Source organism: Frigoribacterium sp. CFBP 8759, from assembly GCF_014841655.1.
Lineage (GTDB): Bacteria > Actinomycetota > Actinomycetes > Actinomycetales > Microbacteriaceae > Frigoribacterium.
Map to the genome: position 1 here is coordinate 192,154 of NZ_JACYUH010000003.1, position 14,253 is coordinate 206,406.

Genomic DNA, 14,253 nt, shown 5'->3' on the forward strand with positions numbered 1-14,253 from the left:
GGTGTCGCGGGCGGAGGTCGGACCCGCGGCGCATGCTCGGAGCACGACCGCCGGACAGTCCGGCGCGCAGGAGGAACCCGATGACGAAGACCCCGGACGACCCGCACGGCACCGACGAGACCGACCTCGAGCGTCGTGGCAACAGCAGTGGCGAGGGTCACGGCGACCACACCGTCGGCGAGCGGGACGACCGCCCCGTCGAGATCACCAGCGAGAACCACCCCGACGGCGGCACCGGCTCGCGTTCGCTCGACGACGGGCCGGCCGACGACGCCGTCCCCACCCGCCAGCCCGGCCAGGCCGAGGCCGGCCAGGTCGACGAGCTGATCGGCGACTACAAGGGCGACGGCGAAGGCAAACACACCTACTGACACGACCCGAGGAGGCGCGGGTCGGCCTCGATTCGCGCCCCGCGCCTCCCTCGTGTAGTGTTTCCTCTGGCCAATCGGCCAGCGAAACGCGCCTGTAGCTCAACGGATAGAGCATCTGACTACGGATCAGAAGGTTGGGGGTTCGAGTCCCTCCAGGCGCACAGACTCGAAAGCCCCTGCCCAACACGGCAGGGGCTTTCCTCGTCTTCGGTGCTTGTCTGGCCGCCTCCGGCGGCGTGCGCCTTCGGTGCGGACCCGAAGAGCCCTGCCCTACGCGGCAGGGCTTTTGTCGTCCTCGGTGCTCGTCTTCTGAGATCAGCGGCGGGTCGCGCCGATGGCCCAGACCCGTGGCGGCTGGACGTCGTTGACGGCGTGGTCGCCGACGATGCGTGCTTTGAACACCCACGGGTTGTGGCTGCCGGCGGTCCGGGCGTTTCGCCAGTGCCGGTCCAGGTTCTTCGTGGTGCTCACGCCGGATGCCGCCAGCGCGTCGAACAGGTGCGAGGTCGCCTGGGTCGCGAGCGATGTCAGTGCGACCTGGGCCTGCGCGGTGGCGAGTTCGGCGCGGTCGTTCCGCTGCTCGTCCTCGGTCTCGTCCAGGAAGGCACCCTCGTAGGCGCCCTGGAGGGCCTGGGCGGCGCGGTCGACGACCGCCCGTGCGGCGAAGCCGGCGGCTGAGACCTCGCCGACGACCTGCAGGATCTGCGGGTCGGCGGCGAACGTGTCGGCGTTGCCGTGGGAGAACACCCGGGTGCGGTTCCTGACCTCGAACGCGATGTCCCGCTCGGCTGCCACGACGGAGCCGGCGAGGACGCTCAGCAGCACGGCCTGGTAGAAGGCCGTCTGGTACTTGAATCGCTCGTCGAAGAGCACGACGTCGTCGGCACCGACACGAGCATCTCGGAAGGTGCTCGTGCCCGACCCCGTCGTCCGCTGCCCGAACCCGTCCCAGTCGTCGGTGTGGGTGACGCCTTCCTGGTGGGCGTCGACGATCGCGATGACCCGGTCGCCGGTGTCCGTGCGTTCGGCGTACGTGTCGATCCAGTCGGCGAAGATGCTGCCGGTGGAGTAGTACTTCTGTCCGGTGATGCGGAATCCGCCGTCCGGGTCCGGGCTGACCTTCGTCGCGACGTCGCCGACCTGCACCGTGCCCACTTCGGTCCAGGAGTTCCCGGCGATCTCGCCGCGGCCGAACCGTTCGAGCCAGACGTCGCGCGGTCCGGACCGGGCGACGAGGCGGTCCTCGACGAGAGCGAAGTGGCCGCGCAGGGCCTGGGGGATGTTGCTGTCCGCCGCCGCGAGCTCGGTGAGCAACTCGAACAGCTGCGGGAGGGTGGCGCCGGAGCCCCCGAACTCGACGGGGACACGGAGGGCTCCGAAGCCCGCGTCGGCGAGCTCGCGGATCTCGGCCACGGGGAGGCGGTGCTCACGGTCGCGTTCCGCGGCACCGGCGGCGATGCGGTCGAAGAGCGGGCGGAAACGCGCGGACAGGGCGTCGTCGGTGGGTGACGCCGTGGTGACGCACGTGGTGGAGGTGGTGGTCGTCGTGGTCATGGGTCTCGGTTCCGTTCTGGTGGGTCAGGCAGCGGCAGGGGCAGGCGTGTGTTCCGGCTGGGGACGTGTGGCGGCTCGGCGGGTGAGAAGGACGGCGCCGCCGAACACCCCGACGAGCGCCAGGAGTGCAGCCGTCGTGGCGACCGAGCCGGTCGGCCAGTGCCCGGTGAGGCCGAGGAGCGCGGGGACCGTGGTGGTCACCTGGCTCGCGAGGACGAGGGCCCACCCGGTGTAGGTGCTGATGGCCGATCGGCCGAGGGCGAGCAGGACGAAGAACAGCGCCCAGAGCGCCGCCCATCCCGTCCAGAGCACGGCGAGGAAAGGGTCGTCCGCGACGTGGACGATCGCGAAGGCGACGGCGAGAGCGGCGACCAGGCCGCAGAACCAGCCCGGGCCCACGGCGCCGAGGCCGAGGAGGGAGTCCACGCCGACGTAGAGGTACGTGATGCCGAACAAGAAGGTGCCCGAGATCCCGAAGAGGATGGGCAGGGAACCGTCGGCTGACACGGCCACGGCCACGCAGAGGACGAGCTGCAGACCGCCGACCAGGACGTTGAACACGCCGCTGTCCCGGCCGGGCACGCGCCCGAGCAGGGTGAGGCCGTTGACCAGGAGGGCGGCCCCGGAGAGGACCAAGCAGATGAGCGCCATGCGGAGACCTTGACACCGTTCACCCCTCGGTCGGTGTCTCGTGTCCCATCATGTCCGTCCGCTACGCCCCGTGACGGCGGTACCCGTCGTGTTCGTCACGGAAGCCGACCGCCACGTGAGCAAGGCCCCCGTACAATGAGCCAGCGCCATGGAGCCACGTCCACGCCGGCGCAGATGACGCCAAGCTGCGTTGCGGAGCGTGCAGGATGGAGCCCGGGTGAGCGTCAGAGGCGGCGGTGAACGTCTCGGTCTTCGCGAGGTTGCCGAGCGTGCTGGTGTGTCGCACATGACCGTGTCACGCGTGCTCAATGGTCACCCGCAGGTCAAGGAGTCCACGCGCCAACGCGTGCTCGAGGTCGTCGCCGAGCTCGACTTCCGTCCCAACAGTGCTGCGCGCGAGCTCGTCACCCAGCGGGCCCTCCGGATCGGCGTGCTGATCGAGAGCGCCGTCGAGTTCGGTCCGTCGAGCATCTTGCGGGCCATCGAGCGATCGGCGCGCGACGGCGGGTACTCCGTGGCGTCGTTCGCGCTCCGCGACGACTCGGCGACTCCCGAGGAGGCCGTGCGCCACCTCACAGGCCAGGGCATCGACGCACTCTGCGTGGTCGCTCCGCGCTCGTCGTCCGTGGCCGTGCTCCGGACCATCACGACGGGGCTGCCGACCCTGGTCGTCAAGGCCGAGAAGGACCCGGCCTTCCTCACGGTCTCCGTCGACCAGGCTGCCGGCACGAAGCTGGCCGTGGATCACCTCGCGTCGCTGGGTCACCGCGACGTCCTCCATCTCTCAGGGCCCCTCGACTGGTTCGACGCCCGCGCTCGCGAGCGTGCCTTCCATGCGCGCACCCGGGCATGGGGCATGCACGAGCGGCCCATCGTCATCGGTGACTGGTCGAGCGACTTCGGCTACGACTACGCACGCGGACTGACCGGAGTTCCGGAATACACCGCCGTGTTCGTCGCCAATGACGAGATGGCGCTCGGGGTGATCCACGGCCTCCACGACCGCGGCATCCGCGTGCCGGAGGACCTGAGCGTCGTCGGCTTCGACGACCTGCCCGTCTCGCGCCACTTCCTCCCGCCGCTCACGACCGTGCGGCAGGACTTCCCGGCGCTCGGGTCGCTCGTGGTGGACGTCCTGATCGCCGCGATCGAGGGCCGAGAGATCCCGCAGAACAGCCGGATTCCCGCCGAGCTCGTGGTGCGTGACTCCAGCGCGGCTGCGCGCCCTCTCGACCGAGATGGCCATCTGAGGTAATCCAGCTCGTCGTCGTTCGCCCGCGTGCATCACGACAGCTACAGTCGTGCACGTCGGGCACCGCCCGGCGCGAGGCCGTCAAGGCCTCCGACCCGAGGAGCACCACGTGCGTCACGTACGGGCATCGACGACGATGCACCCGATCGGCCCTCAGGCCGCTGGCCCGACCTGGTCCGGTCACGACGAGCGGCGGGACGGACCTGCCCACCCCACGGTGCAGATGCGGGGGATCACCGTCGCGTTCTCGAACGGCGTCGCGCTCGACAGGGTCGACCTCGACCTCCACTCGGGCGAGGTGCACGCTCTCCTCGGCGAGAACGGAGCGGGGAAGTCCACGCTCATCAAGGCGCTGCTCGGCGTGTACCCGATCGAAGCAGGGGAGGTCCTCGTGGACGGCGAGCCCGTCCGTCTCGGCGGTCCGGCTGACGCGCGGGCCCTCGGCATCCAGGCCGCGTTCCAGGAATCGCACCTGGTCGAGAACCTGAGCGTCGGTGAGAACGTGATGCTGGGCCACGAGGTGCACGGTCGCGTCGGCATCTCCTGGCGTGCGACGCATGAACGCGCCGCCACGATGCTGGCCGAGCTCGGACTGGCCGAGCTGGACCCGCGAGCCCTGCTGGCGGACCTCACTCCCGCCAGCCGCCAGCTCGTCTCCATCGCCCGCGCCATGGTCGACCGACCACGGGTGCTCGTGCTGGACGAGCCCACGTCGAGCCTCGATGCCGTCGACGTCGCGCAGCTCTTCGAGGTGATCCGCCGCCTCCGCGACCAGGGTGTGGCCATCCTCTTCGTCTCGCACTTCCTCGAGCAGGTGCTGGCACTCAGCGACCGGATGACGATCCTTCGAGGCGGTGTGAAGAAGGGCGACTACCTGCCGCACGAGATCGGCCGCGCCGAACTGGTCGCGCGGATGATCGGCAAGGACATCGCGCACCTGCAACGCATCGGGTCAGAGCGCCGCGCCCATCGTGTGGATCCGGTCGGCCCGCCGCTGTACCGCGCCACCGGTGTAGGACGCCGCGGGATGTTGCGGCCGGTCGACTTCGAGCTGCACGCGGGAGAGGTGGTCGGCATCGCGGGGCTTCGCGGCTCCGGGCGAACCGAGCTCGCGCGCCTGCTGGCCGGCGCCGACCGAGCTGACGGCGGCGTGGTCACGCTCGGTGGTCGGACCGTCGTGATCGACCGCCCTGCGGACGCACTGCGGAACCGGGTGGCGTTGTCTGCCGAGGATCGAGGGGCGGAGGGCCTCATCAACGACCTCAGCGTGCGGGAGAACATCGTCCTCGCGTTGCAGGCTCTGCGTGGGTGGGCGCACCCGCTCTCCAAGGCCGAGCGCGAGGACCTCGTCGAGCGGCACATCGAGCACTTCGACATCACGCCGGTCGATCCGGCGACACCCGCCGGCGAGCTCTCGGGCGGCAACCAGCAGAAGGTGCTCCTCGCTCGCTGGCTGGCGATCCGGCCCCGCGTGCTGATCCTCGACGAGCCGACGCGCGGCGTCGACATCGGCGCCAAGGTCGACATCCAGGCGCACGTCGCGCAGCTCGCGCTCGAGGGTGTCGCCGTCGTGTTCATCTCGAGCGCGTTCGACGAGCTCGTGCGGGTGAGCGACCGGATCGTCGTCCTCAAGGACCGGGAGAAGATCGGCGAGCTCAGCAACGGGCCGGGCGTCACGGTCGACACCCTCGTCGAGCTCATCGCCGCACCGGACGACGAGAGCGACGAGGGCGACGACTTCCCGTCGGTGTGGCAGGGCGGGCCCCTCCTGCCGCCTGCAGCGCCGTCACGCCGCTGAGGCTCGCAGTCGATCCCTTCCCGACGGGCGGATGTTCTCGATCACTCTTGCACTCGCGAAACTGTTACCGGTAACATTCCCAGCACGCGGAAGCACCCGAGCCCACGCAGCACGACCGGCCCCATGGCCACGACCGGACGAAGACGTCCGGTCATCTCAAGGAGGAGATCCATGTCCACGAAGAGGCGCATCGCCACCATCGCCGCCGCAGGGGCCATTGCCCTCGGTCTCGCGGCCTGCAGTTCCGGCACCGGTTCGACGGACGGCGGTGACGACCTGGCAACGGTCGGCTTCGTCGCGGTCGGCCCCGAGGGCGCCTGGCGTCAGGCCAACGAGACGAACATCCAGGACACCTTCACGAAAGACGCCGGGTTCGATCTGAAGTACGCCCCGGCGACCAACAACGACCAGAAGTCGCAGATCGACGCGTTCACGTCGTTCGTGGACGAGGGTGTCGACGTGATCCTTCTCTCGGCCACCGAGGGCTCCGGCTGGGAGGACTCGCTCGAGCGGGCGAAGGAAGCCGAGATCCCCGTCGTCCTCATCGACCGTGGCATCGAGCCGGACGACACCTCGCTCTACGCGACCCGGATCGCGCCCGACAACATCGCCGTCAGCGAGTCCGTCGCCGAGTGGGCCAAGGGCGCGCTTCCCGAGGGTGGCAAGTACTTCACCCTCGAGGGCCCGGCGGGCGTCTCGGTCGTGAACGAACGCAACGAAGGTTGGGACGAGGTGATCGGCGCAGACAGCGCATTCACGAAGATCGGCGCGCAGACGGCCAACTGGTCGACCGAAGAGGCCAAGAGCGTCTTCGAGACGGTGCTGAAGTCGAACGGCAACGACGTCCAGATGGTCTTCGCCCAGAACGACGAGATGGGACTCGGCGCCGTGCAGGCGGTCGAGGAGGCGGGCCTCACGCCCGGCAAGGACGTGAAGATCGCCACCATCGACGGCACGAAGAGCGCCCTCGAGGCGTTGTCCGAGTCCAAGCTCAGCTTCGTCGCCGAGTACAACCCGCTGTTCGGCGACACGGCCCTCGAGGCAGTGCAGAAGCTGCTCGACGGCGACACCGTCGAGTCGTCGATCGTCGTCGAGTCGGCCACGTTCGACTCGCCCGAGGCAGCCGCCACGGNGGCGGGTGGGCATCGGCAGACAAGGAGTTACACGCATGCAGGCACCCGGCCCCATCGTCGAGATGCAAGCCATCACCATCGCTTTTCCCGGGGTCAAAGCCCTCGACGGGGTCGACCTCCGTCTCTACCCCGGCGAGGTCCACACGCTCATGGGCGAGAACGGCGCCGGTAAGTCGACGCTCATCAAGGCGCTCACGGGCGTCTACGCCATCGACTCCGGACGCGTCGTCGTCGACGGCGTCGAACGTCGCCTCTCGGGCACCGCGGACGCGCAGGCTGCGGGAATCTCGACGGTCTACCAAGAGGTCAACCTGTGCAGCAATCTCACCATCGGTGAGAACGTCATGCTCGGCCACGAGAAGCGCGGCCGGTTCGGCATCGACTGGAAGGGAACGCACGCCGCCGCCGCCGAGGTCCTGGCGCGTGTGGGACTCGGCCACCTGGACGCGCGCACCCCCCTCTCGTCGCTCAGCCTCGCCCTCCAGCAGCTCGTCGCGATCAGCCGCGCCACGGTCGTCGAGGCGAAGGTGCTGATCCTCGACGAGCCGACCTCGAGCCTCGACGCGGACGAGGTCGAAGGTCTCTTCCGGGTCATGCGACGCCTTCGTGACGAAGGCGTCGCCATCCTCTTCGTCTCTCACTTCCTCGACCAGGTCTTCGCGATCAGCGACCGACTCACCGTGCTGCGCAACGGCACGTTCGTGGGTGAGCACCTCACACGAGACATCGATCGTGCCGGCCTCATCTCGGAGATGATCGGCAAGGACCTGCCGAGCCTCCGCTCCCTCGACCGGGACCGGGCGAGCCGACAGGTCGCCGAGGGCGAGCCCGTCTACCGGGCCACCGGGATCGGCCGCAAGGGCTCGCTCGACGCGACGGACGTCGACCTGCGTCGCGGCGAGGTCGTGGGCCTCGCCGGCCTCCTCGGCTCCGGCCGCACGGAACTCGCCCGTCTCCTCTACGGAGTCGATCGCCCCGACTCGGGATCCGTGACCATGGACGGCGTCCCCGTGGCGATCTCGTCCCCTGCGAAGGCCCTGAAGCACCGCATCGCGTTCTCGAGCGAGAACCGTCGAGACGAGGGGATCATCCGCGACCTGAGCGTCCGCGAGAACCTCGTGCTCGCCGTGCAGGCGAAACGGGGCTGGGCCCGCCCGCTCTCGGCCAAGGAGAAGGACCGCATGGTGACGAAATATCTCACCGAGCTCAACGTGCGACCCGCAGATCCCGATCGACCCATCCGTAACCTCTCCGGCGGCAACCAGCAGAAGGTCCTGCTCGGCCGGTGGCTGGCGACCGAGCCGGAGCTGCTGATCCTCGACGAGCCCACACGCGGCATCGACGTCGGTGCCAAGGCCGAGATCCAGGAACAGGTCGCCGCCCTCGCCGACACGGGAGTCGCCGTCGTGTTCATCTCCTCGGAGCTCGAGGAGGTCGTCCGGCTCAGCGATCGGATCGTCGTGCTGAAGGACCACCGCAAGATCGCCGAGCTCGCGGCGGGACCGGACGTCACCGCCGAGTCCATCGTCGCCGCCATCGCCGAGGAGGGCGTCTCCGAGATCCCCCTCGAGACCATCCCCCGCACCACGCCCGAGGAGGCAACCCGATGAGTGACCCGACGACCACCATGACCAGGCGCCTGGGCGCCCACGGGCTCGGTGACCTGTTGCACCGGCCCTGGGTCTGGGGCACGGTCGCGATCGTGCTGCTGCTGGCGATCAACGTGGCGAAGGACCCCGGTTACCTCGCACTGTCCGTCAACCCGGACACGGGCAACCTCGTGGGCAACCTCGTCGACATCCTCCGGGCCGCTGCCCCCGTGCTCATGATCGCGGTGGGCATGTGCCTCGTGGTCGCCACCGGTGGCATCGACCTGAGCGTCGGCTCGATCATGGTCGTCGCCGGTGCCGTCTCGATGGAGTTCCTGAAGGCGGCCGGCTCCGACTCCCTCGGCGTCGCGCTCGCTGCGATGGGCCTGGCGCTCCTCATCGCCGGGGTCCTCGGCGCGGTCAACGGCATGCTCGTCTCGGTCGTCGGGCTGCAGCCGTTCATCAGCACGCTCGTGATCATGCTCGCCGGCCGTGGCCTGGCCAAGGTCATCACGGGAGGCCAGAACACGGCCGCGGCCAACGAGCCCTTCCGCTGGGTCGCCAACGGCTACCTCGTCGGACTACCCGTCGTGTTCCTGCTGGCCGTGCTGATCACGCTCGGCGTCGCCGCCCTCGTGCGGCGCAGCGCACTGGGACTCATGATCGAAGCGATCGGAATGGACCCGAAGGCCGCGCGCCTCGCGGGGCTGGACCGCCGAGCCCTCCTGTTCACCGCCTACATCGGGAGCGGCCTGCTCGCCGGCGTGGCCGGGATCTTCGCCACGTCCAGCGTCATGACGGTCGACGTCTCGCGCACCGGTTACCAACTCGAGCTCGACGCCATCCTCGCGGTCGTCATCGGCGGGACGTCGCTGGCAGGCGGCAAGTTCCACCTGCTCGGAGCCGCGGTTGGGGCGCTCCTCATCGCGACGCTCGACAAGACCGTCGTGTTCCTCGGCGTCTCCTCCTCGGCGACGCCCGCCTTCAAGGCGATCGTGATCGTGGCGATCGTGCTGCTGCAGTCCCGGCGCGTCCGCGCCCTGTTCACGAGGCGCCGCCGCCCGGCGCCGACCTCCGTGCCGACCGAGAAGGAGACCGTGTCCGCATGAGCGCCACGACGATCCGCCCGCCCCTCACCCCCACGCCGACCCCCGGTCCGGGCCCCGGCAACGGTCCCCTCGAACCGCGTCGCCGCATGCGGCTCCGACTCGATTCCCTGCCGACGGTCGCCGCCCTGGTGATCCTGATCGCCATGCTTGCCTACGGAGAGATCGCCTACGGCCGCATCGTGCAGGCCGCGACCCTGTCGAACCTGCTCATCAACAACGCCCATGTGATCGTCCTGGCCGTGGGGCTCACGTTCGTGATTCTCACGGGGGGCATCGACCTCTCCGTCGGTGCGATCGTCGCGGTCAGCAGCGTCGCGGGCGTGCTGCTCGCGAACGCCGGCTGGAACCCCTGGGTCGTGATGGTGCTGATGATCCTCATCGGCACGGCATCCGGCGTCGTCTCGGGCGTGCTGATCCAGTTCTTCGACGTGCAGCCGTTCATCGCGACGCTCGCGATGATGTTCCTCGGACGGGGCCTCGCCTCCATCCTCAGCACGGTGCCCGAACGACTCGCCGACGAGTCGCCCATCCGCTCGCTCGCGACGAACATGAAGGTCGTGGACGGTCCCAAGGTGAACGACGTCGTGACGACTCCGGGCGTGCTCATGGCGCTCGTGGTGGTCGCCGTCGCGTTCTTCGTGCTGCACCGCACGCGTCTGGGGCGCACCGTGTACGCGATCGGCGGGTCGGAGCAGTCGGCCGCCCTCATGGGCCTCCCGGTTCGCCGCACGAAGCTCGCCGTCTACGTGATCAGCGGATCGCTGGCAGGGCTCGCCTCGGTCATCTACACGGCCCGGCTCGGGAGTGCCCAGAACATCACCGGCATCGGGTGGGAGCTGGATTCGATCGCCGCCACGGTGATCGGTGGCACCCTCCTCACCGGCGGCGTCGGCTTCGTGCTCGGGTCCGTCGTGGGAGCGCTCGTGCTCGGCCTCATGAACGTGCTCATCACGCGAGACGGAGGCATCCCGCCCGAGGCCACCACCATCATCACCGGCGGCATCCTCCTGGTCTTCGTGCTCCTGCAGCGCGCCGTGATGGCGAGGCGGCGGACCTAGCGACGACGTGACGCGTGCCACGGCCAGAGCCACAGTAACCGCACGATCGCTGGCGAGAGGTGATCCTCTGACGCCACCAGCCGCGTCGCTCGCCACGGGCACCACGGGGGTCGGCTCCGCACCCCGGGCGCCGAGTGGGCAGAAGATGTCCTTCCCGTCGAGATGAAGGACGTTTTCTGCCCACTCGATCGGCGCAGGGGGCGAGAGGGCAGAGTGCGGCCTCCGGGTCAGGGGGACGAGGCGAGGGCGGCGAGCTCGGTGCGGCTGCGGGCCCCGAGCTTGCGCAACAGGTTCGACACGTGGAACTTCACCGTGTTGTCGCTGATGCCGAGCACCGCCGCGATGTCGCGGTTCCGGTCGCCGGCCGCGACCCGGTGCAGCACCTCGCGTTCCCGCTCGCTCAGGGCCGCGACCAGCTCCCACGGCTCGTTCGACGGCGGCGGGTCGAGCGGCAGGCGCACCGTCAACTCCGAGCCCCACCCCACGGTCGACGCCACCGTCAGCTCGCCCCCGACCCCCGAGACCTGCTCGGTGATCGGCCGCAGCGCGTCGTCGTGTGCCGTCAACTCGCCCGCGCCGTCGTCCCGGATCGCGATCAGCAGGTTCAGGCCGTCGCAGTCCCACTGGATGCGCACCCGACGTGCGTCCCCCGCGTCGACGAAGGTGAGCACGGCGTTCCGGACGACGGCCCGGGCCACGTGCGCGACGTCCCCCGGCAGGGCCCGACCCGTCGCCGGAGGCTCGACGAACTGGACGTCCAGGTCGCCGAAGCGCACGAGCGGCCGGAGGTCGGACCGGAGGCGCGCGAAGGCCCCGACGACCGGCTCGAGGGTCGTGCCCCGGTCGCGGTCGGACCCCGTCCGGAGGGCGACCAGGGCCCCCGCCGCGACGTCGATGGCCTCGGCCCGGGCCGCCCGGTCGTCGAGGCGTCGTGAGCGCAGGGCGGCCAGCACGGACTCGAGCGTCATCGCATGCCGGTCGACCAGGTCGGCGGTCGCCCGCGCGTGCTCGGACGCCAGGGTGCGGGCCAGGGTGTCGGAACCGGCCCGACCGGGGACGTCGTGCACGGTGTGGCTCATGCGCCCACCCTAGGCGTCCGCCTACCCGATGCCACCCTCCCTACCCGAACGGATGGGTGGGACGCCCCCGTCGAGGGGCTGCTCTCACAGCATCGTCGGACCAGGATCGAAGGCAACGGGATCGACGACGTACCGGAGGCCCGATCGGGCCCCGTCGCCCCCACGAGGAGCACCACATGAAGCTGCAGTTCGCCATGGACACCCTGACCACCGACGCCGCCCTCGAGCTGGCCGCCGCCGCCGCGCCGAGCGTCGACATCATCGAGCTCGGCACTCCGCTGATCAAGGCCGAGGGCTTCCGCGCCATCACCGCGATCAAGGAGGCGCACCCCGACAAGATCGTCTTCGCCGACCTCAAGACGATGGACGCGGGCGAGCTCGAGGCGGGCGAGGCGTTCAAGGCCGGCGCCGACCTGGTGACCGTGCTCGGCGTCGCCGGTGACAGCACCATCGCCGGTGCCGTCAAGGCCGCCAAGGCCCACGGCAAGGGCATCGTCGTCGACCTCATCGGCGTCGGCGACAAGGCCGCCCGTGCCAAGGAGGTCGTCGCACTCGGCGCCGAGTTCGTCGAGATGCACGCCGGGCTCGACGAGCAGGCCGAAGAAGGCTTCACCTTCGAGAAGCTGCTCGAGGCCGGCAAGGCCTCGGGCGTGCCGTTCTCGGTCGCCGGTGGCGTCAAGGCCGCCACGGTCGGCTCGGTCCAGGACGCCGGAGCCGACGTCGCCGTCGCCGGTGCCGCGATCTACTCGGCCGACGACGTCGCCGGTGCCGCCGCCGAGATCCGCGCCGCCATCAAGTAGCAGCACCAGCACCACCCGCAGCGGCTCACGAGAGAGCGCTGACGCGCAGGAGGCGCGGTGTCGGTCGGACCGGCACCGCGCCTCCTCGTCGTCCCGCGGTCAGCGGGATGCGTCGACCAGACGGGCCGAGACCGACACCACGACGTCGTCGCCCGTCACGCCGGAGGCGGCCAGGCGTCCCCGCAGCGCGTCGGCCGCCCGGGCCAGCGTCTCGGGCGTCGGGACGTCGAGTCCGGTCGCCACGTGGGCGGTGACGGACACCGAACCGGCCGCCCGCGAGATCTCGACGAGGCCGGTCGAGCCCGCGAGGTCGAGGCCGGCCGCGACGGCCCGCACCGCCCCCTCGACGACGGGGTGCGCGTCGAACACGTCGACCACGCCCTCGACGCCGCGCAGCACCTCGGTCAGGTCACGGGAGAGCAGGTCGTCGCTCATCGGTCGTCCTCTCTCGCCACGAAGACGTCGTCGACGAGCACGTCGACCCGGACGACGGTCAGGCCGGTGTGCCGCGTCAGCGTCTCGGTGATGCGGGTGCGCAGCTCGTCCGCGACGGCGGCGAGGTCGAGTCCGTACCGGGCCGCCGCGGTCACCCGCACGACCACGTCGCCCCCCGCCGTCGTCAGGTCGCCGTCGAAGGTCGTCGACCCGAGCACGACGCCCGACTGCTCGTCACCCGCCCGTCGCACGAGCCCGCGCGCCGCGGCCTCGGTGACGCTCAGCCGGACCGCGGGGTCGGGGTGGCCGACCGGGATCTCCCGGCCGCCGACGACCTCACGGCGGATCGAGTCGAGGAGACCGTCGATCCAGGCGCCGTCCCGGTCGGGCTCGCGGCGGGCCTCGTGCTCGAGGGAGGCGCGGGACAGGTCGTGCACCCGGGCCAACGACTGCAGGTACAGGCGGCAGGCCGCCGAGCCCTCGATGGCCGGGTCGCGGGGCGTGCGTCCGGCGTCGAGGTAGTCCGCGAGGCGGTCGGCGGGGATGCCGTCCACCGTGTCGTCGTCCTCGGGCACGTCGAGGGGGGAGTGGTCGTCGGTCGTCATCGCCACGCCTCCATCTCGGTCATGAGGAACACCCGGGCCCGCGCGATCTTGCCCCGGACCGTCGAGACGGGCAGGTCGAGGGCCTCGGCGATGTCCGCGTACGAGTAGTCGGCGGTCTCACGCAACAGCCAACACCGTCGCTGGTCGAGGGGGAGCTTGTCGAGGGCCGACCACATGGCGTCGAGCTGCAACCGGGCCTCGACCACGCGTTCGGGCGTCTCGTGGCGCGGGGCCGACACCTCGAGCCGGTCGACGTCGTCGTGGTCGCGTCGCACGCGCAGACGGTCGACCGCCTTGTTGCTGACGATGCGCATCAGCCAGTTGCGCACCCGCGACGGGTCGTCGAGGTCGGCCAGGCGTCGCCAGGCCGTCATGAAGGCGTCCTGCACGACGTCGTCCGACTCGAGGTCGGAGCCCAGGAGGCGCGCGGCGTACACGCGCATCAGCGGTCCGTGTCGGCGCGCGATGACCTCGTAGGCGTGGACGTCGCCGTCGCGGGCCCGGACGGCCAGCGTCGCGTCCGCGGCGTCGAGGAGGGGGTCGTCGGTGGTGATGACGACCTCCTGCGATCGGACGGGGGCGGGACGGGACCCGGCGAGACGGGACGCGGCGGGACCCCGGCGACGAGGACCGGACGGCCCGCGCCATGCCTCTTGACTACCACCCCGTGCCCGGATCGGGGGACGTGATGGCCGAAATGTGAGTGGTGGTGAATCGTTCCCTGAAAGCTGGCTGACCCACCATGACACCTGCCGTGCCCCATGCGTCTGAATGATGTGACCCGCTTCACGGGCACCCCGACACCGACCGGTCCCACCG

General features: G+C 70.4%; 14 protein-coding genes and 1 tRNA gene. 9 read left to right on the forward strand and 6 right to left on the reverse strand.

What is annotated here, in order from left to right:
* The first annotated feature begins 80 nt into the window (after positions 1–80).
* Positions 81–371, forward strand: a complete 291-nt coding sequence (locus tag IFT79_RS11005) for a hypothetical protein (protein WP_056047225.1) — start codon at positions 81–83, stop codon at positions 369–371.
* An 88-nt stretch (positions 372–459) separates the two neighbouring features.
* Positions 460–532 (forward strand) — tRNA-Arg (locus IFT79_RS11010).
* A 154-nt stretch (positions 533–686) separates the two neighbouring features.
* Here IFT79_RS11010 and IFT79_RS11015 read toward each other — a convergent pair.
* Together IFT79_RS11015 and IFT79_RS11020 are read right to left on the reverse strand one after the other, a co-directional pair.
* Positions 687–1,925 carry an acyl-CoA dehydrogenase family protein gene (locus IFT79_RS11015; protein WP_192124191.1) on the reverse strand — a complete coding sequence of 413 codons (1,239 nt, stop codon included), beginning with the start codon at positions 1,923–1,925 and terminating at the stop codon, positions 687–689.
* Between the two features lie 24 nt (positions 1,926–1,949).
* The gene (locus IFT79_RS11020; RefSeq protein ID WP_056047217.1) at positions 1,950–2,576 is read right to left on the reverse strand and encodes an AmiS/UreI family transporter; all 627 of its coding nucleotides are present in this window, start codon (positions 2,574–2,576) and stop codon (positions 1,950–1,952) included.
* A 217-nt stretch (positions 2,577–2,793) separates the two neighbouring features.
* Between IFT79_RS11020 and IFT79_RS11025 the strand changes: the two genes are divergently transcribed.
* The 6 genes from IFT79_RS11025 to IFT79_RS11050 all read left to right on the forward strand — a co-directional run bounded on the left by IFT79_RS11025 (position 2,794) and on the right by IFT79_RS11050 (position 10,515).
* Positions 2,794–3,831 carry a LacI family DNA-binding transcriptional regulator gene (locus IFT79_RS11025; RefSeq protein ID WP_056047214.1) on the forward strand — a complete coding sequence of 346 codons (1,038 nt, stop codon included), beginning with the start codon at positions 2,794–2,796 and terminating at the stop codon, positions 3,829–3,831.
* 106 nt (positions 3,832–3,937) lie between these two features.
* Complete coding sequence (locus IFT79_RS11030) at positions 3,938–5,626, forward strand: ATP-binding cassette domain-containing protein (RefSeq protein ID WP_192124193.1); 1,689 nt, start codon at positions 3,938–3,940, stop codon at positions 5,624–5,626.
* A 171-nt stretch (positions 5,627–5,797) separates the two neighbouring features.
* On the forward strand, positions 5,798–6,758 hold a 961-nt coding region (locus tag IFT79_RS11035; protein WP_192124770.1), incomplete at its 3' end, for an ABC transporter substrate-binding protein.
* A 36-nt stretch (positions 6,759–6,794) separates the two neighbouring features.
* Positions 6,795–8,369 (forward strand): sugar ABC transporter ATP-binding protein, encoded by a 1,575-nt coding sequence (locus IFT79_RS11040; protein WP_192124195.1) that lies wholly within the window; start codon positions 6,795–6,797, stop codon positions 8,367–8,369.
* Positions 8,366–9,457, forward strand: a complete 1,092-nt coding sequence (locus IFT79_RS11045; RefSeq protein WP_192124196.1) for an ABC transporter permease — start codon at positions 8,366–8,368, stop codon at positions 9,455–9,457. The genes IFT79_RS11040 and IFT79_RS11045 overlap by 4 nt, the downstream gene beginning before the upstream one ends.
* Positions 9,454–10,515 carry an ABC transporter permease gene (locus tag IFT79_RS11050; protein ID WP_158612938.1) on the forward strand — a complete coding sequence of 354 codons (1,062 nt, stop codon included), beginning with the start codon at positions 9,454–9,456 and terminating at the stop codon, positions 10,513–10,515. The genes IFT79_RS11045 and IFT79_RS11050 overlap by 4 nt, the downstream gene beginning before the upstream one ends.
* Before the next feature lie 227 nt (positions 10,516–10,742).
* Here IFT79_RS11050 and IFT79_RS11055 read toward each other — a convergent pair whose 3' ends face one another.
* The gene (locus IFT79_RS11055) at positions 10,743–11,594 is read right to left on the reverse strand and encodes a helix-turn-helix transcriptional regulator (RefSeq protein WP_249407982.1); all 852 of its coding nucleotides are present in this window, start codon (positions 11,592–11,594) and stop codon (positions 10,743–10,745) included.
* Between the two features lie 176 nt (positions 11,595–11,770).
* On the opposite strand from IFT79_RS11055, the gene hxlA reads away from it, so the two are divergent.
* Positions 11,771–12,394 carry a 3-hexulose-6-phosphate synthase gene (gene hxlA / locus IFT79_RS11060; RefSeq protein ID WP_043597635.1) on the forward strand — a complete coding sequence of 208 codons (624 nt, stop codon included), beginning with the start codon at positions 11,771–11,773 and terminating at the stop codon, positions 12,392–12,394.
* Positions 12,395–12,493: 99 nt separating this feature from the next.
* On the opposite strand, the gene IFT79_RS11065 is transcribed toward hxlA, so the two are convergent.
* Genes IFT79_RS11065 through IFT79_RS11075 form a run of 3 tightly spaced genes read right to left on the reverse strand, consistent with a single transcriptional unit; the run spans position 12,494 to position 13,988 of the window.
* A complete protein-coding gene (locus IFT79_RS11065; RefSeq protein WP_123571926.1) occupies positions 12,494–12,829 on the reverse strand; it encodes a hypothetical protein in 336 nt (111 codons plus the stop codon).
* A complete protein-coding gene (locus IFT79_RS11070) occupies positions 12,826–13,434 on the reverse strand; it encodes an Asp23/Gls24 family envelope stress response protein (RefSeq protein WP_192124198.1) in 609 nt (202 codons plus the stop codon). Before IFT79_RS11070 ends, IFT79_RS11065 begins: the two co-directional genes overlap by 4 nt.
* A complete protein-coding gene (locus IFT79_RS11075; protein ID WP_056047985.1) occupies positions 13,431–13,988 on the reverse strand; it encodes an RNA polymerase sigma factor in 558 nt (185 codons plus the stop codon). The genes IFT79_RS11070 and IFT79_RS11075 overlap by 4 nt, the downstream gene beginning before the upstream one ends.
* Between the last annotated feature and the right edge of the window lie 265 nt (positions 13,989–14,253).

Coding starts and splice junctions, on each gene's coding strand:
- IFT79_RS11005 (WP_056047225.1), top strand. CDS start 81: ATGACGAAGACCCCGGACGACCCGCACGGCACCGACGAGACCGACCTC.
- IFT79_RS11015 (WP_192124191.1), bottom strand. CDS start 1,925: ATGACCACGACGACCACCACCTCCACCACGTGCGTCACCACGGCGTCA.
- IFT79_RS11020 (WP_056047217.1), bottom strand. CDS start 2,576: ATGGCGCTCATCTGCTTGGTCCTCTCCGGGGCCGCCCTCCTGGTCAAC.
- IFT79_RS11040 (WP_192124195.1), top strand. CDS start 6,795: ATGCAGGCACCCGGCCCCATCGTCGAGATGCAAGCCATCACCATCGCT.
- IFT79_RS11045 (WP_192124196.1), top strand. CDS start 8,366: ATGAGTGACCCGACGACCACCATGACCAGGCGCCTGGGCGCCCACGGG.
- IFT79_RS11050 (WP_158612938.1), top strand. CDS start 9,454: ATGAGCGCCACGACGATCCGCCCGCCCCTCACCCCCACGCCGACCCCC.
- IFT79_RS11055 (WP_249407982.1), bottom strand. CDS start 11,594: ATGAGCCACACCGTGCACGACGTCCCCGGTCGGGCCGGTTCCGACACC.
- hxlA (WP_043597635.1), top strand. CDS start 11,771: ATGAAGCTGCAGTTCGCCATGGACACCCTGACCACCGACGCCGCCCTC.
- IFT79_RS11065 (WP_123571926.1), bottom strand. CDS start 12,829: ATGAGCGACGACCTGCTCTCCCGTGACCTGACCGAGGTGCTGCGCGGC.
- IFT79_RS11070 (WP_192124198.1), bottom strand. CDS start 13,434: ATGACGACCGACGACCACTCCCCCCTCGACGTGCCCGAGGACGACGAC.